Annotated in this window: 17 protein-coding genes and 1 pseudogene; 8 read left to right on the top strand and 10 right to left on the bottom strand. The window is 69.2% G+C overall.

The annotated features are described in order from the left end of the window. Positions 1 to 308 precede the first annotated feature (308 nt). Positions 309 to 920: a TetR/AcrR family transcriptional regulator gene (locus tag ACFXJ5_RS40250; RefSeq protein ID WP_030354522.1), complete on the bottom strand. Its 612-nt coding sequence runs from the start codon at positions 918 to 920 to the stop codon at positions 309 to 311. Positions 921 to 1,064: 144 nt separating this feature from the next. On the opposite strand from ACFXJ5_RS40250, the gene ACFXJ5_RS40245 reads away from it, so the two are divergent. From ACFXJ5_RS40245 to ACFXJ5_RS40225, 5 genes and pseudogenes are all read left to right on the top strand, one after another. Then, positions 1,065 to 1,799: an SDR family NAD(P)-dependent oxidoreductase gene (locus ACFXJ5_RS40245; protein WP_384643182.1), complete on the top strand. Its 735-nt coding sequence runs from the start codon at positions 1,065 to 1,067 to the stop codon at positions 1,797 to 1,799. 32 nt (positions 1,800 to 1,831) lie between these two features. Further along, complete coding sequence (locus ACFXJ5_RS40240) at positions 1,832 to 2,455, top strand: NADPH-dependent F420 reductase (RefSeq protein WP_384643179.1); 624 nt, start codon at positions 1,832 to 1,834, stop codon at positions 2,453 to 2,455. Between the two features lie 101 nt (positions 2,456 to 2,556). Beyond that, positions 2,557 to 3,382, top strand: a pseudogene (locus tag ACFXJ5_RS40235) (IS5 family transposase). Then, positions 3,382 to 3,810 (top strand): hypothetical protein, encoded by a 429-nt coding sequence (locus tag ACFXJ5_RS40230; RefSeq protein WP_384643176.1) that lies wholly within the window; start codon positions 3,382 to 3,384, stop codon positions 3,808 to 3,810. The pseudogene ACFXJ5_RS40235 and the gene ACFXJ5_RS40230 overlap by 1 nt, the downstream one beginning before the upstream one ends. Before the next feature lie 180 nt (positions 3,811 to 3,990). Then, a complete protein-coding gene (locus ACFXJ5_RS40225; RefSeq protein WP_384643173.1) occupies positions 3,991 to 4,572 on the top strand; it encodes a GNAT family N-acetyltransferase in 582 nt (193 codons plus the stop codon). A 527-nt stretch (positions 4,573 to 5,099) separates the two neighbouring features. On the opposite strand, the gene ACFXJ5_RS40215 is transcribed toward ACFXJ5_RS40225, so the two are convergent. Continuing rightward, positions 5,100 to 6,680, bottom strand: coding sequence for an amino acid permease (locus ACFXJ5_RS40215; protein ID WP_384643170.1), 1,581 nt, complete (start codon positions 6,678 to 6,680; stop codon positions 5,100 to 5,102). Beyond that, positions 6,677 to 8,017: an aspartate aminotransferase family protein gene (locus ACFXJ5_RS40210; RefSeq protein WP_384643167.1), complete on the bottom strand. Its 1,341-nt coding sequence runs from the start codon at positions 8,015 to 8,017 to the stop codon at positions 6,677 to 6,679. The genes ACFXJ5_RS40215 and ACFXJ5_RS40210 overlap by 4 nt, the downstream gene beginning before the upstream one ends. A gap of 91 nt (positions 8,018 to 8,108) precedes the next feature. Between ACFXJ5_RS40210 and ACFXJ5_RS40205 the strand changes: the two genes are divergently transcribed. Beyond that, positions 8,109 to 9,026 carry a LysR family transcriptional regulator gene (locus ACFXJ5_RS40205; protein ID WP_384643164.1) on the top strand — a complete coding sequence of 306 codons (918 nt, stop codon included), beginning with the start codon at positions 8,109 to 8,111 and terminating at the stop codon, positions 9,024 to 9,026. A 658-nt stretch (positions 9,027 to 9,684) separates the two neighbouring features. On the opposite strand, the gene ACFXJ5_RS40200 is transcribed toward ACFXJ5_RS40205, so the two are convergent. Next, entirely contained in the window at positions 9,685 to 9,834 is a 150-nt protein-coding gene (locus ACFXJ5_RS40200) for a hypothetical protein (protein WP_384643161.1), read from the bottom strand. 162 nt (positions 9,835 to 9,996) lie between these two features. Next, positions 9,997 to 10,812, bottom strand: coding sequence for a class I SAM-dependent methyltransferase (locus tag ACFXJ5_RS40195; RefSeq protein WP_384643186.1), 816 nt, complete (start codon positions 10,810 to 10,812; stop codon positions 9,997 to 9,999). A 358-nt stretch (positions 10,813 to 11,170) separates the two neighbouring features. Here ACFXJ5_RS40195 and ACFXJ5_RS40190 point away from each other — a divergent pair, with 358 nt between their 5' ends. Continuing rightward, entirely contained in the window at positions 11,171 to 11,554 is a 384-nt protein-coding gene (locus ACFXJ5_RS40190) for a zinc finger domain-containing protein (protein ID WP_384643159.1), read from the top strand. Positions 11,555 to 11,565: 11 nt separating this feature from the next. Here the strand turns inward: ACFXJ5_RS40190 and ACFXJ5_RS40185 are convergent, their stop codons facing one another. The 5 genes from ACFXJ5_RS40185 to ACFXJ5_RS40165 all read right to left on the bottom strand — a co-directional run bounded on the left by ACFXJ5_RS40185 (position 11,566) and on the right by ACFXJ5_RS40165 (position 16,796). Next, positions 11,566 to 12,921 (bottom strand): MFS transporter, encoded by a 1,356-nt coding sequence (locus ACFXJ5_RS40185; protein ID WP_384643156.1) that lies wholly within the window; start codon positions 12,919 to 12,921, stop codon positions 11,566 to 11,568. A gap of 119 nt (positions 12,922 to 13,040) precedes the next feature. Next, entirely contained in the window at positions 13,041 to 14,057 is a 1,017-nt protein-coding gene (locus ACFXJ5_RS40180; protein WP_384643153.1) for a 2Fe-2S iron-sulfur cluster-binding protein, read from the bottom strand. Continuing rightward, positions 14,057 to 15,073 carry a PdxA family protein gene (locus ACFXJ5_RS40175; protein WP_384643150.1) on the bottom strand — a complete coding sequence of 339 codons (1,017 nt, stop codon included), beginning with the start codon at positions 15,071 to 15,073 and terminating at the stop codon, positions 14,057 to 14,059. Before ACFXJ5_RS40175 ends, ACFXJ5_RS40180 begins: the two co-directional genes overlap by 1 nt. Further along, on the bottom strand, positions 15,070 to 15,552 hold the full coding sequence (locus ACFXJ5_RS40170) for an aromatic-ring-hydroxylating dioxygenase subunit beta (protein WP_384643147.1): 483 nt from the start codon (positions 15,550 to 15,552) through the stop codon (positions 15,070 to 15,072). The genes ACFXJ5_RS40175 and ACFXJ5_RS40170 overlap by 4 nt, the downstream gene beginning before the upstream one ends. Continuing rightward, complete coding sequence (locus ACFXJ5_RS40165) at positions 15,549 to 16,796, bottom strand: aromatic ring-hydroxylating dioxygenase subunit alpha (RefSeq protein ID WP_384643144.1); 1,248 nt, start codon at positions 16,794 to 16,796, stop codon at positions 15,549 to 15,551. Before ACFXJ5_RS40165 ends, ACFXJ5_RS40170 begins: the two co-directional genes overlap by 4 nt. A gap of 146 nt (positions 16,797 to 16,942) precedes the next feature. On the opposite strand from ACFXJ5_RS40165, the gene ACFXJ5_RS40160 reads away from it, so the two are divergent. Next, complete coding sequence (locus ACFXJ5_RS40160; RefSeq protein WP_384643141.1) at positions 16,943 to 17,677, top strand: IclR family transcriptional regulator domain-containing protein; 735 nt, start codon at positions 16,943 to 16,945, stop codon at positions 17,675 to 17,677. The last annotated feature ends 236 nt before the right edge of the window (positions 17,678 to 17,913 follow it).

Below are 17,913 nucleotides of genomic sequence, written 5' to 3'. Positions count from 1 at the left end.
CATCTTCAGAACCTCTGCCAGCTGCGTACGAGTTCTTCATGCGTCACCCCGTACGGACGTATGTGATCAGCCGTCTGTTCGAACCGGCGGCGCGTCAGCGCCCTGGGCCGAGACGACGGCCTCGAACTCCTGCAACCTTCGAGGGTCGCCCTTCTCCCCGGCGGCTTCTGCTGCGGCCTTCAACAGGCGGGCGAGGCGGCCAGTTCCGTAAAAGCCTGCAATGCCAGGTGCCGGGCGGCTGGTATCGCGTGCCAGCCGGTGCAGCCGCGTGACCGGTAGCGCGTCCAGCCCGGCCGCGATGTGCCACGTTAACTCGACACTTCCTCCCGTCGTCGGTCATCGCTGGCTGTGGCGGGGATGGCGTTGTCGATGAGGACGGCGGCGATGGCGGCGGCGGTGGGGAAGGCGTCGGCGTTGAGGACCCGGGTGCGGGCCGCGGCGCCGTCGATGAGCAGCGCGAGCTGCTCGCCGAGTTGTTCAGGGTCGGCGGCGCCGGCTTCGCGGGCGGTGTCGGCGAGTCGCGCGGCGACGGCTTCCTTGTAGTCGCGCGCGTACTGGGATGCGGGGTGCTGGGGGTCGTGAAGTTCGACGGCGGCGGCGATGTAGGGGCACAGGGGGGTGGTGGGGGGGATGTCGAAGGCGGCGAGGAGCCGTTCGCGGGGCGTGAGGTCGGTGCGGTCGAACACGCCGGACAGAACGGAGGGGTCGAACCGGCGCAGGTACTCGGCGACGAGTTCGTCCTTGCCGGTGAAGTGCTGGTAGGCCGTGCGCTTGGACACCTGGGCCGCCGCGCAAAGCTGGTCCATGCCGGTGCGGTTGATGCCCTGCTCGCGGAACAGTTGCTGGGACGCGCTGATGATGCGCTCGCGGGCGCCCCGGCCGCGGCGGCGGCCCGTGGGGCCCTTCTCCAACTCCGTCATGGCTCCATCGTACCGCAGCTAGGTAACGACCGGTGTACATAGTTTGCGTCCAGGCCGCCCGCCCAGTACCGTAAGCACACAGGGCGGTGTACATAATGCTGTCGCCCCAGGTACACACCGCACCACCGACTCAAGGGAACGACTATGGGAAAGCTTGACGGCAAGGTCGCGGTCATCACCGGCGGCACCACCGGCATGGCGCTGGCCGGCGCGAAGCTGTTCGTCGACGAGGGAGCGCACGTCTTCATCACCGGCCGCCGCCAGGACGCCCTGGACGAGGCCGTGAAGCGGATCGGCCGCAACGTCACCGGCGTCCAAGGCGACGCCGCCGACCTGGATGACCTGGACCGCCTGTACGACACCGTCAAGCGGGAGAAGGGAAGCCTCGACGTGCTGTGGGCCAGCGCCGGAGGGGGCGAGCCCGCCCCCCTCGGCGAGATCACCGAGGCCCACTTCGACGCCGCGTTCTACCTCAACGCCCGCGGCACCCTGTTCACCGTCCAGAAGGCCCTCCCGCTCTTCAACGACGGCGGTTCCATCCTCATGACCGGCTCCAACGCCTCCCTCGGCGCCTTCCCCGGCTGGAGCGTCTACGCCGGCAGCAAGGCCGTCCAACAGGCCTGGGCCCGCGTCTGGCTCAACGAGCTCAAGGACCGCCGCATCCGCGTCAACGTCCTGACCCCCGGCCAGGTCGCCACCGCCAAGCAGGAAGAACTCTTCGACGAGGCCACCAAGCGCCAGTTCGAGTCCCTCATCCCCCGCGGCCAGATGGGCCGCCCCGACGAAATCGCCACCGCCGCCCTCTTCCTCGCCTCCGACGACTCCAGCTACGTCAACGGCATGGAACTCGTCGCCGACGGCGGCACCACCGCCATCTGAACCGAACAACCACAACCAGGGCAGGACATCTCATGAGCAACATCAGCATCATCGGCACCGGGAACATGGCCCGCACCATCGGCGCGCGGGCGATAACGGGCGGCAACACCGTCGAGGTCATGGGCCGCGATCAGTCCAAAGCCGCTGACCTGGCCAAGGCTCTCGGCGGCGGCGCCACGACGGGAGAATGGGGCACCGCCCCGGCCGGGGACATCGTCATCGTGGCCCTGCTGTACGACGGCGTCGTGCCGGTCGTCGCCCAGTACGGAGACGCTCTCGCCGGCAAGGTCATCGTCGACATCAGCAATCCCTTCAACTCCACGTTCGACGGGCTAGCCCACCGCGAGGAGACCTCGATCGCGCAGGAAGTCGCCAAGGCCGCCCCGGCAAGCGCCAGCGTGGTGAAGGCGTTCAACACCATCTTCCGCCATGTCCTGGAGAAGGGTCGGCCCGACGTCTTCATCGCTGGCGATAATGCGCAGGCCAAGGCAAGTGTGGAGGCGTTCATCGAGACCCTCGGGCTGCGCCCGCTGGACGTCGGCGGCCTGAAAATGGCGCACTGGCTGGAAGGAGCGGGCGTGGTCTCGGTGGGCCTCGCCAACCACGGGGTGGGTAACTTGGACTTCGCCCTCAGTATCACCGAACTTCCCGTCTGAGAGGGCGATAAGCGAGTCTTCTACCGTTTTGGCTAAGTCAGTTCGTGTGGGATTGGTGGGTTTCGGCTCGTCGGCGGGCTCGGTCGTGGTGCGCTGGGGCGGTGGGCGAGCGCAAGCCGTACAAGACCGACCTGACCGAGTCGGAGTGGGTCGTGATCGAGCCGCTGATCGCGGCATGGAAGGCACGGCATCCATCGGTCTCCGGCCATCAGGGACGCTACGAGATGCGCGAGATCGTCAACGCGCTGCGGTACCAGAACCGGACTGGCTGCCCGTGGGAACTGCTTCCCCACGACCTGCCGCCGACCGGCGCGGTGCGCTACTACTTCGACGTCTGGAAGCGCGACGGCCTCGACAAGCGGATCAACGAGGTGCTGCGGATGATGCTGCGCGAGAAGGCCGGGCGCACGGCGGATCCTTCCCTGGTGGTGCTCGACTCGCAGACGGTACGCGCGGCGGCCGGGGTGCCGAAGTCCACCACGGGCCTGGATGCGGCGAAGAAGACCCCGGGACGGCGGCGCGGGCTGGCCGTGGACGTGATAGGGCTGGTCATCGCGGTGGTGATCGTCGCGGCCTCAGTGCACGACAACGATCGGCACCGCGCTGCTGAACAAGGTCGCCGCGACCACGGGCACCGTCAGCAAGGCGCTGGTGGACCAGGGGTTCAAGACCAGCGTGGTCGAGCGCGGCGCGAAACTCGGCATCGACGTCGAGATCGTGGAGCGCAACCCGACACGCACCGGGTTCGTCCCCGAGCCCATCCGGTGGCGCGTCGAGCAGACCAACGGCCTGAACATGCTGGAGCGACGCCTCGCGCGTGACTACGAGCATGCCCCGTCCAGTTCGGAATCCAGGATCTACTGGGCCTCTGCCGGGCGGATACTGCGCAGGCTCGCCGGCACGCCCGCCCGATGGCGGGAGGTGTGATGACCCACACTGTCATCCAGCAACTCCTGGACGGAATCGAGCTGTGCGAACGCGAACTGACTGAACGGATCGGCGAACTCGAAGCCCGTCTGCGCGAGGCGGAGGCCGAACGCGAAGCACTGCAGGTCACGGCCAAGACCATCCACGCGATGGCCGCCAGCCTCGAACTCGAGCAGCCGGCCCCGGCCCTGCCGGACGGCGCGGCCTACCAGCAGATCATGGGCGTATTCGACCACGAACAACGGCCGTTACGCGCCCGCGACCTGTGCCAGGCGCTGGACCTGCCGCTGATGCCGAAACACGTCGAAGGCACCCGTGTGAAACTCAAACGCCTGGTCAGCCTCGGATTCCTCGACGAGACCGAACCCGGATTGTTCCAACAACCCCGCCCCCAGGCACGCACCGCTCCCACCGACCAGCGCTCCTGACACAAGCCAACTGGCAAAACGGCAGAAGACTCGCTCTCAGTCTCGGCATCACACTCACGAGACGCCCGGTCGTGCCGATGAGCGGACACGTCGTTCTGCCGGCCCGCCGAGAAAACCCATTGCGAGCAACCCGCGTCGGATGTCCGATTGAGCGGCAACCGATCACGGGAGGAACTGAGCATGTCGCTGCCCACCCCCTCGTTGCACACCGCCCGCCTTCGACTACGTGCCTTCGAAGACGCGGATGCGAACGACCTGTTCGCGCTGCACAGCAGCGCCTACGTGCTGCGCTACTGGGACGCGCCACCGTGGAGCGAACGCGCGCGCGCCGAGAAGTTCATCACGACTTGCCAGCAGATGGCACAGGAGGGCACCGGAGCGCGGCTGGCCGTGGATCGCGTCTCCGACGGGGCGTTCATCGGCTGGTGCAGCCTGAACAGGTGGAATCCCGACTACCGCAGCGCATCGCTGGGCTACTGCTACTACGAGGCAGCATGGGGCCACGGCTACGCGACCGAGGCCGCGCGCGCTTTGCTGCGGTGGGCATTCGACACGCTGGACCTCAATCGCGTCCAGGCTGAGGCCGATACGCGCAACGTGGCATCTGCCCGCGTGCTGGAGAAGCTCGGCTTCGTGCGTGAAGGGACGTTGCGGGAAGACTGCGTCGTCAACGGCGAGGTCTCTGACTCGTGGGTCTACGGGCTGATCAGGCGGGAGTGGCTGCCGTCATCCGAGCCGGTTCCCGCCGACCAGCGAGCCTGACCCAAGCCAGCAGGCAAAACGGTAGAAGACTCGCTTATTACCTTCTAAGCACAGAAGGTCAACGCCATCATGCTGTCGTAACTACACAGAAGATCGACACCCGACATCGAGCACGCCTGCCTGCCGCACCCCATCACCGGTCTCCCGCGGCGCGTCCAGGCGGTAATCGTGGGGCGGCGCGAGCCCGTCGCTCCCACACAGCCGACTGGCAGCGTGAGGGTCAGGTGCAGGAGCGGGATGTTGCACGTGGCGTCGTGGAGCATGACGCAGACGGCGGTGCGGGCATCGACTTCAGTGTGCTCCAGTTAGCGGTGCGGCCAGTCGGCGACAACCTCGTCGGCGTACGGGAAGTGGGTGGACTGGTCGATCGTCATGGTGGGGCTCATCGGGTCCTCACCGTGCACGTCCTGATCCGCTGTCGCGTCTTCAAGGGTGCCCGGGCTTCCGGATGCACGGTGGGGTGTGGATCAGCACCCCGGATGCACAAGGACCGTCGTCACCTACGCACCCGGAGCGCATGGCTCCGCTCAGTGAGTCCACGGTGGAGTGGCGTTCTCCTCGGACGGTTGCGTGCTCATCTCCGAGGCGAGTGGCCCGGTTTCCGCTACGGCGTTCTTGCGCGTGCTCGCGCCTTGGAGCGTCCGGGATGTGCCCGGAGGCCCGGCGGCACCCGCGTTCAGGCGGCGCCGCAGGACTAGCGCCCACCACAGGAAGCCGATGGCGAGGACGACCGACACCGTCACGGCGTTCTGGTTGTTCTCCGCCGGGAACGTGAGCGCGGCGATGACGACCCCGCACCACAGCAGTGCGAACCCGACGATGGGGTTCAGCCAGCGGCCGAGGTCGAAGACCCCGTGGGGAGCCGCGGGAACGGTGCCGCGTCGTTCGGCCACTGCCGTGGCGATCATCGTCAGCGCGTAGGTCAGGTAGTAGGTGAGCCCGACCATCGCGTAGATCTTGCCCACCAGCCCGGAGTTGAGCAGGTTGAGCACGACGGCCACAACAGTGACGGCGACGATGGCCGGGATCGGGGCCCTGCTGCGCCGCCCGACGCTCTGCAGGCCCTGCGACGCGGGGAGCATGTTGTCGCGGGAGAGTGCGAAGGTCATCCGGGTGGCGACCGCCATGTTGGCGATGAGACAGGCGAAGATGGAAGCGAAGGCCACCACGATCATCAGCGCCCGGGCGAACGGCCCGATCTGCTGCGAGATGAGCTTCAGGACCGGGTTCTCCGACCCCGTCAGGAATGTCGCCGGACTGCTCGGCATGGCCATCGCCAGCAGTGCGAAGATCACGAAGCCGATGATCCCGGAAACGACGACCGAGCGGAACATGGCGCGCGGCGCCGCCCTGCGCGGGTCGACCGTCTCCTCGGCGAGGTCGGCTGCGCCCTCCCACCCGAGCAGCACGTAGACCGGCAGCAGACCGGCCAGTGCGACGCTCGTCAGAGTGACCGGCTTCCCGGTCAGCGGCTTGGCGTCGGTGAGGATCGACAGCCCCTGGGTGTGCTTGAAGAACACCAGGACGCCCGCCGCCAGGGCCAGGACCAGGATGAACGTGCCGATCAGTTCGATCGACGCACCGATGTTGTTGATCCGGGTCGCGACCTTGACCCCGCTGATGTTGAGCACCGCGGCGACGAGCGTGGCGCCGATCGACAACGCCTGGATCTGGTGAGTGGTCGGGTGCTGCCAGATCTCCGGGGCGAAGACCGTGCCGACCGCGGCGGCGGTCCCGGCGGTGCCCGCGAGGAAGGAGACCAGCGCGATCCAGCCGGTGAACCAGCCGAAGTGCGGCCCCACCAGGCGGCTGGACCACTGGTAGGCGTAGCCGGTGATCGGCATCCGCCCGGACAGGTGGGCGTAGACCGCGACCAGGGTGAGCACCATGGGCAGGACGAGCAGCCACAGCAGGACCGCGGCGCCGCCGACGCGTGAGAAGGGGTCGGTGAACAGAGTGACGATGCCGGTGTTGATGGAGACCATCGAGAAGGCGAGTGCGAACGCGGTGAAGGAACTCATCGACCGGTTCAGCTGCTGCCCGTAGCCCAGCGCCGCGAGGTCGTCGGCGTCTCTGGTTGTCTCCGGCGGGTCTTCGGTAGCAGTCATGACGGCTCTCCCGTCGTGGTCCCGGCGGTCTTCTCGACCTCGGTCAGCACCTCGTCCAGGACGTCGAGGGCGGTGGCCAGGTGGTCCCGGCTGATGTCGAGTGGCGGTTTGACCTTGATCAGGTTGCCGAGGCCGGCGTAGCGGCTCTCGCCGAAGATGACGCCGCGCTCCTGGGCGAGCTCGAACACGGCATGCGCCTCGGTGGTGGCCGCCTCCTTGGTGACCCGGTCGCGGACCAGCTCGATCGACACCATCAGTCCCGGCGAGCGTACGTCGCCGATGAGCGGGTGACGGGTCTGCATCTCGCGCAGCCGCTCGGTGGCGTACTCGCCGTGCGCGGCCGCGCGGTCGCACAGGCCGTCGTCGATGATCGCCCGGACGGCGGCGAGGCCCGCGGCGATGGAGATCGGGAACTGGCCGAAGGTGAGCTGGTCGTCGCCGGGAAGGAAGGCGGCGAAGCGGTTCTTGGCCAGTACTCCGGCGAGCGGGAAGCCTCCGCCGATGCCCTTGCCGAAGACGAGGACGTCCGGCTCGATGCCGTAGTAGTCGCTGGCCCACATGCGGCCGGTGCGGCCGAGGCCGGTCTGCACCTCGTCGATGATCAGCATGATGCCGAGCTCGTCGCAGATCTCGCGGATGCCGCGGTGCCAGCGCTCCGAGAAGCCGTTGTGGCCGCCGTTGCCCTGGATGGGCTCGTAGATCAGCGCGGCGACGGGGCCTTCGGTGCCCTTGGTGAGGATGTCGCGGACGATCTGGAGCGACAGTTCGGTGTCCTGGTCCGCGGTCAGACCGGGGCGCGGACGGTAGAGATCCGGCCGCGGGAGCCGGAGGAACTGCGGCTGGAGCACTCCGAAGACGTTGCCCGGGTGCGGCCAGCTTGCCGCCATGGTGGTGATCGAGCGGCCGTGGTAGGCGTCGTGCAGGACGGCCACGTGCCGGGCGTCCGGGCGGTTGCGCAGGGCGAGCTTGAGCGCCATCTCCACCGCCATCGAGCCGTGCAGCGTGAAGCCGACGCGGTCCAGGCCCTCGGGGGCTATCGATACGAGCAGTTCGGCGAGCTGCAGCAGGGCGGGAGTGTGGAACGTCGGCCGGGCATGGGTGATCTGCCGGGTCTGCTCGATCGCTGCCTCGATGACGCGCGGGTCATTGGCGCCGAGGTTGTTCGACCATGCCTGCGCGGTGCAGTCGATGTACTGCCTGCCCGCCTCGTCCCACACCAGCGAGCCGCGCGCCTTCACGAGCGTGATCTTGCCCGGATCGCCGCCCGTCGGCTCGTGCAGCAGGACCTCCCGGCCCCGGGCGTGGGCCTGTGCCTGGTGGATGAGGGTGTCTGTCACGGTATCTCCGTCTCGCGGTGTGAACTGTGTCTCAGCAGGCTAGGAGCCGGGCTGGGCTCATGTGAAAGACCGAATTCCGTATACTTCATAGATGGCGTCTATGAATGTCGAGTTCCGGCACCTGCGCGCGTTCGTCGCTGTCGCCCGGACGGCGAACTTCACACGGGCCGCTGAGCAGCTGCATATCGCGCAACCCTCGCTGAGCCACACGATCCGCCAGCTGGAGACGGGGCTCGGCTTCCGGCTCTTCGCCCGGACGACCCGTTCCACCGCCCTCACGCCGAACGGCGAGCGTTTCCTCGTCGAAGCGCAGGCCGTACTCGAACGCTTCGACGCGGCGATGGAGCAGTCCTCACGGATGGCACGCGGAGAACTCGGCCGGCTGCGCGTCGGCTACCTGATCGGGGCCGCCGTCGATCACGTACCCGCGATCCTGCGGGCATTCGCCGACCAATACCCCGACGTCACCCTTGAACTCACCGAGTACGACTTCGCCTCCCCCAACGGCGGTCTGGACAGCGGGGATACCGACGTCGCCCTGGTCCGGCCGCCGCTGGACGGAGTGACGGACACGGTGACCACCACCCTGCTCAGCGAGCGATGCGTGGCCTGCGTGTCCGCGCTGCACCCCTTCGCGGCACTGCCCCGGGTGACCGTCGGACAGCTCTTGACCGAGCCCATCGTCGCGGCGCCCGGCGACAACGCCTGGCGCGACTACTGGATCCTCGCCTCCTACCGCAGCACCCCGGCGAACATCACCCACGAAGCGGCCACCTTCGAGGCCGAGCTGCAGTCCGTGGCCATCGGCCGCGGCCTCTCCGTGGTCCCCGAATCCGTAGCCCGCCTCTACGGCCGGCAGGGCGTCCGCTATATACCCATCGAGGGCATGGCCGACTGCGATGTGGCCGTCGTCCACCGCGAGGACGCACCCCGATCCGCCGCCAACTTCGCCCGGATCGCAGCTCACATCACAGCGGAAGGAGACCGCGGCCCACACGTGCGTGCCTGAGGGCGACAGGTCCGCCGTCGTGCAGTTGGTGGGCGAGCACACGCACCGGATCGCGTTTCTTGCTGTCGGTGCCGGCGTGCAGGAGGCTCAGCCAGCAGCCGTCGCGAAAGGAGTTCCTGCACGGGCAGGACCCGGTTGGCCGACACCCGCCACAGCAGCTGGGCGCCGGTGGCGGTGAACGCTCTCCACAACAGCACCCCGAGGAATTCCCGGTCGGCCAGGATCAGCATGGCCGGCCCCGGTGGAGCGGAGTAGACAGGCCGCGAGGGTGGGTTCACCAACCCAGCAGTCGGGCCGGTTCCGCATCCAGCACGGCATGGGTGCCGCACTCGACCAGAGCCGTCATTCGCTTGACCGTTCCGAGCGAGCAGGCGAGCGAAGCACTCCAGCGCCAGTCGGCCTCCGGCCATTGCGTGCGGGCGAGCCAGCGAAACCGCTTCTACGACCCGCCCCCACCCCTCCAACAGCTCGGCCATCGCCTCGGCTTGCCCATTCTCCACGCCGAGCAGCCCTGCCCGCTCTCGCGCGCAGAACCACTCCCCGCAGCCGGCCTGGAACTCCACCTCCCCGGCATCACAGAGCTCGCGAAGCCGGCAGACCAGGTGGGGAGGAATGCAGCCGGAGAGTGCCCGGGTCCGGTAGTCAAGATCAGCGGCGTTCATAGGGGCGCACCCCAGTCCCCGCCTCCCACACCAGTCGTACGGGCCTCGACCCGGACGACCGTGTCGATCACCTCGACCGATTCCACCAACACACCCTCGACCGAGGAAAACAGCAGCTCGTTCAACTGCGGCAGCACTTCGTTCACGGCGAAGGACTGTCGACCACACCACCATCCAGCCAGGCGATTTTCGGGCGAACTTTAGTGGTCGTAGGCGGTCAGTGCGCGCATGACTGGCTGGCCGCGAATGAACCTGGCTCCACTCATCAGGCCTCTTGGAATCGATCATCTAGGGAACCGGGAGGCGCTCTACCGGCGGACCGCCGAGATCAGGCCGCCGGGCCGCTCCTCGCGCTGCGGCGGGGTGCTGATCGGGCGGCCGTAGGCGGCAGCGCGCTCGCGCAGGGTGTGGCTGGCGGCCTCCCAGCCGTGCCCGGCCAGCCAGCCCACCGGATCGTCGGGCATCTCCGAGACCCACATGGACGCCGCCGATCCCGGCGCGGCGTCCGCGCCGAAGCGCTCGATCACGCCGCGCGAGCCCAATGTCAGCCCCATCCGACTGCCTGCCGCCGACTGCGTGCTGATCCGGGCCAGCAGCACCTCCACCGCGTCCCCGGGCAGATAGATCAATAGTCCTTCGGCGATCCACGCGGTCGGCACGGCCGGGTCGTGCCCTGCGGCGGCCAGCGCGCCTGGCCAGTCCTCACGCAGATCCACCGCGACGGTGATCCGCTCGCAGCACGCGACGGCCCGCTCCTGGCGCAGCACCGAAGCCTTGAAGTCCAGTGGCGCGGCGGTGTCGACCTCGAACAGCCGGGTGCCCTCGGGCCAGTCCATCCGGAAGGCCCGGCTGTCCATGCCGGCGCCGAGCAGCACGACCTGCCGGACCCCGGACGCGGAGGCCTGCTGCAACAGGTCGTCGAGGAACTTCGTCCTGATGACGATGGAGAACGACACGGCCAGCCGGCGGCGTCGCGCGGCCTCGTCATCGGGCAGCGGCGGCGAGGAGGGCCACAGGCCTCCTGCGGTGGCGAAGGCCTGTGCCAGTGGGTCGCGGAACAGCGCGCTCTCCCGCTCGGTCTCCAACGCCCGCACCCTGGCCACCCCCACCGCCGTGGCCCACACTCCCGACGGCTGCACCCGCTCCTGCTCATCAGCCACCGCGCCAGCCTAGATGATCGATTCCAAGAGGGCTGATGAGGGGAGCCAGGTTCATGCGCGGCCAGCCAGTCATGTGCGCGCTGACCGCCCACGACGACTAAAACCACCATTGGGCGAAGACCAACAGTCACCCTGTGTACGCGACCACACGAAGTGGACCAGAGCCCGAACTCGTCGACAAGCGGTGTCCGTTACCACCGACGAAGCCAGTCACCCTGCACACCATGTACAGACAGCTCTCCCGATGGGCCGAGACCGGACTCATCCACACGATCGGCCCCGGCCTCTACGCCGCCACAACACGGACCTCAACTCCCCTTGCATGACCTGCGAAAACGCTAACTACCCGGCCTTGGGGGAAGGCCCCTGCCGTATCAAGACCGTACTGATGGACCAGTCCGTCCTGGCCGGCCTCGGCAATCTCCTCGCCGACGAGATCCTCTGGCGGGCCCGCACCTCCCCCGCCCGCCCCGCCAACCGGCTCGGCCAGGACGACTACCGGCGGCTCCACGCCACCATGCGCCGCGTTCTGCGCTCCCGCGTACGCGACGGCCGCGTCTCCGACCGCCCTTCCTGGCTCACCGGCCACCGCGACGACCCCGACCCGGTGTGCCCGCGCTGCGGCGGGCATCTGCGCCGGGACCGCATCGGCGGGTGCACCACGGTCTGGTGCCCGCACTGCCAGAACGGGGCGGAGGCGGGCTGAGAAGCGACTCCTCAGCGGAGCGAGGAGCCGCCTGACTGTACGGGGTCAGCCGTGGTGTCCGGGCCGGTGAGGGTCTGCGCCCGCCTGCCGTAGCGCAGCCCGAGGACGAGGACGGTGAGGCCGGCCACGAGCATCGGCACCGACATCGCGTAGAAGACCGCGCTCGGCGACCAGTGCCGGGCGAGGGCCGCGCCGACCACGATCGGCCCGAGGATGCCGCCCACGCGTCCGACGCCCAGGGCCCAGCCGACGCCGGTGGACCGTATCGGGGCCGGATAGAAGACCGCTGCGAGGGCGATCAGGCTCTTCTGGCCGCCGCTGACGCAGCAGCCGGCAAGGAAATTGGCCGTCAGCAGGACCCACAGCGGGGCGTGAAAGGCGGCGCCGGTCAGGGCGACGCAGACGAAGCCGGCCAGGTAGAGCGCGCCCAGTGTCCCGTAGGCGCCGAGCCGGTCCATGGAGGGGCCGGTGACGAAGGCGGCGGCGATGCCGCCCACCGTGGTGAGGGTGGTCGCGGTGACCACCACGCTCATGGGGTGGCCGAGGCTTGTCATGATCGAGGGGAGCCAGCTCTGGAGGGCGTAGAACTCCGCCAGATTGATCATGAAGACAAACCAGAGGAGTACGGTGCCCAGCAGCCACCTGCCCGTGAACAGGCCGCTGAGGGCGGTTGGTTGGCCGCTGTCGCCGCCCTCGGCGCTGAGGACCGGAGCCGTACCCGCGGGCGGCGTCGCGGGCAGTCCTGGGTCGATCCGGCGCAGGACCACGTAGACGCGCAGCGGGTCGGCGTTCCGGCGGATCATGAAGGCCGGGGACTCGGGCAGATGGCGGACGAGGAACGGGATCAGCAGCAGCGGCGTGGCGGCTCCGACCCACAGCATCGAGCGCCAGCCGTGGCCGGGGATCAGCCATCCCGCGACCAGGCCCGCTGTGACGAAGCCGACGGAGAAGCCGCAGTAGATGGCGAGGACGAAGGTGGCGCGCAGCCGCTTGGGGCTGAACTCACCGGTCAGGGCGACCGCGCTGGGCGCCGCGGCGCCCAGGCCCATGCCGGTGACGAAGCGCAGGGCGAGGAGTTCGACGACGTTGCCCGACCAGACGGCCGCCAGGGTGGTGACGGCGAACACGACGGTGGCGGCGATGATGACCCGCTTGTGCCCGAACCGGTCCGACAGTGGTGACAGGGCGAGATAGCCGATCATGAGGCCGACCAGCGCCGCGGAGAAGACCGGTCCGAGGAGCTGCTGGGTCAGGCCCCATTCCGCGGCGATGTGCGGGGCCATGTAGCTGATGGCCTGGGTGTCGAAGCCGTCGATGAACATGACGAGCCCGCAGAGCGTGATGACGGCGTACTGGTAGGGGCTCACGCGTCGCTGGTCGACGAATTCCGGGAGTCTCAGGGGCAGTGACTGCAGGGGTGGTTGAGACATCATTGGCTCGATTCGGCAGATACGGAGAAGTGCGGGGGAAGTATGGGCGGCGTTCCTCAGCCCACCGGCGCGGGCTCGCCGGAGGACACGAAGGCGTCGCTGTGGAAGCTGTCGGGCGCGAGGGCGCCCAGCGTGACGAAGTCGTCCCGTGCGGCGGCCGTCATCGCCGGGCTGCCGCAGGCGTAGACCTCGTGGCCGGCGAGATCGGGGTGGTCCGCCAGTACGGCCCGGTGGACCCATCCGGTACGGCCCGTCCAGCCGGGGCCCGGCTCCGACAGCACAGGGGTGAAGCCGAACCACGGGGCCCGCGCCGCCCATCCGGCGGCCAGGTCGCGCAGATAGAGGTCCTCCTCGCGGCGGACGCCCCAGTACAGGTGCAGGGGCCGGTCGGCGCGGCGCCTGAGCTGGTCCTCGACCATGGACTTGACCGGGGCGAAGCCCGTTCCGGTGGCCAGCAGCACGGCGGGCCGATAGGACTCCGTGCCGAGCGAGAACTCGCCGTACGGCAGTTCCACCGTCAGGGGGTCGCCCTTGTCCAGCCCTGGCAGGATGCCGTCGGAGAACCGGCCGCCGGGGACGACGCGGATGTGCAGCTGCACGCTGTCGTTCTGATGCGGCGGGTTGGCCATGGAGTAGTTGCGGCTGTCGCCGTCCGGCAGCAGCACCTTGAGGTACTGGCCGGCGGTGAACGCGGCGCGCTGTCCGGTGGGCAGTCGCAGCTGCAGCACCACGACGTCGGGGGTCGGCCGGGTGATGCGGTGGACCTTGACCGTCAGCGTCCTGCGGGCGGGCCGCCGGCCGCGCTCGGAGATGCTGGTGGGCGCGATCGCGAGGTCCGAGCGGGGGCGCGTCCGGCACAGCAGCACTCCGTCGGCCGGTCCCTCCACCGGGCCCCGGCCGCGTATCTCGGCCCGGCCGGAGGTCAGTCCGCCCTCGCAGGTCGAGCAGACGCCTTTGCGGCAGGAGTACGGGATCGTGTACCCGGCACTCTCGGCGGCCTCCAGTACGGTCTGGTCCGCTTCGCAGGGGAAGCCGATGCCGGTGTCCGCGACGGTCACCTGATAGGTCGTCATCAGGACTGCTCCACGAGGTTGAGTGTCGGCCGGGGGTCGCCGGTCGCCGAGCCGAGGACGCGCAGCGCCCGGATCACCGCCGCCGGGTCGGCGACTCCGCGGCCGGCGATGTCGAAGGCGGTGCCGTGGCCGACGCTGGAGAAGGCCAGGCCCGCTCCGACCGTCAGGGCGCAGGCGCTGCGGCCGGCGAGCAGCTTCACGGGGATGTGGCCCTGGTCGTGGTACATCGCCACATAGGCGTCGTGCCGCCCGGCGCGGTCCCGGCCGCCGAGCAGGACGTCGGCGCCGACCGGGCCGTGGGCGTCGATGCCGGCGTCCCGCAGCCGTGCCACGGCGGGCGCGGTGATCCGCTGGTCGTCGTCCCCGAACAGGCCGTCCTCACCGGCGTGCGGGTTGATCCCGAACACCCCGATGCGGGGCGCGCCGACGCCGGCCGAGGACAGGAACCCGGCGGCCGCCAGACCAGCTTGCTCCACCAGCTCCGGCGTCAGCCGGGAGACGGCGTCCCCCAGCCGTTCGTGCAGCGTGGCGTGGACGATCCGCAGACCCCCGCCCACCAGCATCAGGAACACCCGATCGGGGTCGGTGCCGCTCAGCTCGGCCAGCAGCGCCGGGTAGCCACGGAAGGGGATCCCGGCGTCGTTGACGGCCGTCTCCGAGTGCGGGCAGCCGACGATGCCCCGCCCCCGGCCTTCCCCCACGGCACGGACCGCGGCGGCGAGATAGGCGATGGTCGCCACGCCCGCCTCGGGCCGCACCTCCCCGGGGCGGAACGCCTCGGGCGGCAGGGACGGTACGGGCAGCAGGTCCACCACGCCGGGCTCGGGCTCTTCGGTGCCGTCGGTCTCGCGGACGCGCAGGCCGGCCCGGTGCGCGTAATGCCGTACGACCAGGGGGTCGCCGACGAGCACGGGTCTCAGGCCGGGCGTGCTCAGCAGGGCCTCGGCCGCCCTGACCGCGATCTCCGGGCCCACACCGTTGGGGTCGCCGATGGTCAGCAGGAGGCGGGGGCTCATAGCGGCAGCGCCAGCAGGGTGTCGATGGCGGGGCTGTCGCACACCACGATGCGCTCGGCGAGCAGGACCGGGCCGCCGTCGGCGTGGAAGCGGTACCGGTCGAGGTAGCGGCCGGTGACGAAGATGCCGGTCGTGCCGTCCCGCATCACCCGTACGACCAGGAAGCCGGTCTCGCTGCGGGCCCCGTCCGCGTTCTCCTCCAGGATCGCGGGCTGACCGAGGAGGTGCCGGTAGGTGTGCGCCTCGTAGATGTTGGCCTCGCGCAGAGCGGAGATCCGGTCGGCGAGCATGCGCCGGTTGTCGGCCCAGATCACTCCCGCGTCCAGCCCCTGGCGGTGGTTGTCGGCGGTGGTGATGCGGTAGTGGCAGTCCTCCTCGAAGAATCCGGGCCAGTCCTCGAGAGGGCCGTTGTCGATGCAGCGGGCGTAGTCGCCCTGGGCGCGGCTGATGAGCCCGAGGGCATTTGTCGTTGTCGTCACTGGACCTCGTCCTTGTCCTGTCGCAGGTTCATTCCGCCGCGGTACGCCTTCCAGAAGCCCCGGACCGACGCTTCGGTGACACGGCTGTCGCTGGACTCGGCGGAGGCGCCGCCCATCTCCAGCACCGCCTGCTGGTCGCTCGCGCCCTCGATGCCGCGCTGGACGAAGCCGCCGACGCAGCCGTCCTCCATCGAGATGTAGCCGGCCGGGCCGATCAGGTTGCCCTGCTTGAGCCGCACGGTGCGCTGCTCGGGGGTGTCCTCCTCGAACCCGAGGTACGTCCAGTTCAGCCGGGTCGAGGCCACCCCGCGCGGAAGGATCTGACGAACCGCCACCGAGTTCTGGATCTGCTGGAGGACGAAGCCGGGGAAGACCGAGAGGATCTGGAGCGTGGTGTCGTCGCCGACCTCGCTGAAGCCGTTCAGGAGCGACGGGTCGGCGAGCGCGTACTCACTGTCGGAGCGGATGTTCTGCTGCGCGTACGCCGCGTCCTGCTCGGCCTCGCGGTCGATGGCGGAGTAGCTGACGTGGTGGGCGCCGCTCTCACTGACGATGATCCCGCCGCGCTGGCCGAGGCGGTTGATCCCGAAGGTGGTGAAGAACAGATGCAGGATGCTCGCGTGGTAGGAGTCCTTGACGTTCTCCATGTAGAGCTTCCAGTTGTTCGGCAGCAGCTGGGTGAAGCGGCCCAGCACGACCGGGGTGCGGCCGCCGAGGACCCGCTCGATCCGGCCGAGGATCTCGTCGCCGAGGTACTCCTCGATGTCCGGTACGTCCTCGTCGAAGCTGCCGAAGACCAGGCCGTGGACGAGGGCGAGCCGCAGCTTGCGCGGGCCGTGGTCCTCCAGGCAGAAGTACTTCGGCATGCCGCCCTGGCCGTTGATGCCGTCCTTGAAGGCCACGCCGGTCAGGTCGCCCTGGAGGTTGTAGCTCCAGGCGTGGTAGACGCAGGTGAAATCGGTTGCCTTGCCCTGGTCGTCCAGGGCGAGCAGCGCGCCCCGGTGGGCGCAGCGGTTCTCGAAGGCGTACAGCTCGCCGTCGTGGTCGCGGGAGACGATGACTGGGGTGTCGCCGACAAAGCTCGTGCGGTAGTCGCCGGGCTCGGGGACCTCCGCCTCCAGGCAGAGGTAGCTCCAGTAGGGGCCCCGGAAGAGCTTCTCCTGCTCGCCTCGGTAGATGTCCTGCCGCTGGAAGACCCAGTAGGGGACGCGGGTGAGTTCGTCGGGCCACGCGCTTGGCAGCACAGCTCCTCCTTCCGCGAGGGCTTGACAGCACCCGCGTTTGTTCGTATAACGAACATGTGGTCAATACGCGAACAGAAAAGCTGAGTGGGCCAACTAATGTCAAGACTCCGGAGGCGGACAGTTCACGTCCGCGCGCTCCGGAGGGCATGGCCGGCCTGGCCAAGGGGCTCGCCGTGATCGAGACATTCGGGCAGTCGCACACGCAGCTCACGGTCTCCGAGGCCGCCCAGGCCACCGGCCTGAGCCGCGCCACGGCCCGGCGCTGCCTGCTCACCCTGACCGAGCTCGGGTATCTCACCCACGACGGCAAACACTTCCGGCCGACCCCGCGCATGATGCGGCTCGGCGGCTCCTACACCCGGACCGATCCGCTCCCTCGCCTCGCCCAGCCCCACCTGGTGTCGGCCCGTCAGGCCCTGGGCGAATCGGTCTCCTTGGCGGTCCTGGAGGACGGTGCCTCGGTGTTCGTCGCGCGCGCCGAGACCCAGCGCATCGTGTCGGCCGGCGTACGCATCGGCGTTCGACTGCCCGCGTGCGGCACGGCTACCGGGCGGGTCCTGCTCGCGGGGCTGCCGGACGACGAGCTGGACGCGTATCTGGCAAGCTGCCGCCCCGAGGCCCGTACGGAGAAGTCAGTGGTCGACGTCGAGGAGATCCGGCGGCGCATCCTGGCGGCCCGCGCTGCGGATGTCGCTTTCACGGACGAGGAGTTGGAGCTCGGTATGCGCTCCATGGCCACCCCCGTCAGGGACGCCCAGGGCGCGACCCGCGCGGCGCTGAGCGTCAGTGCCTTCACCGCCCGCATCAGCCTGGACGACATGGACGAGCAGTTCCTGCCCGTCCTGAAGGAGCACGCGTCCAGGATCGGTCGGATGCTGTGAGACGGCGCTTCCGGGATCAGCTCCTCCCGGACCTCCGGCAGTAGACGGGCGCACTCAGCGCGGCGCGCGGCGTCCCGGGTGGCCTCGTTGATCCGGCTCTGCGACGGATGACGAACGCTGGGTGGCAGCGGGACCGGCTGCTTCGGTCAGGGGCATCGAGACGGGGTCAGAGAAGCCTGGTCATCGGCTCGCGGCCGGCACATCGCATCGAGGCCGGTGGGGAAAGTACCAGCCGG

The organism is Streptomyces sp. NPDC059373 (assembly GCF_042751495.1).
Lineage (GTDB): Bacteria > Actinomycetota > Actinomycetes > Streptomycetales > Streptomycetaceae > Actinacidiphila.
The sequence above is the reverse complement of the archived record's forward strand: the minus strand, read 5'-3'. Positions and strand labels throughout refer to the sequence as shown.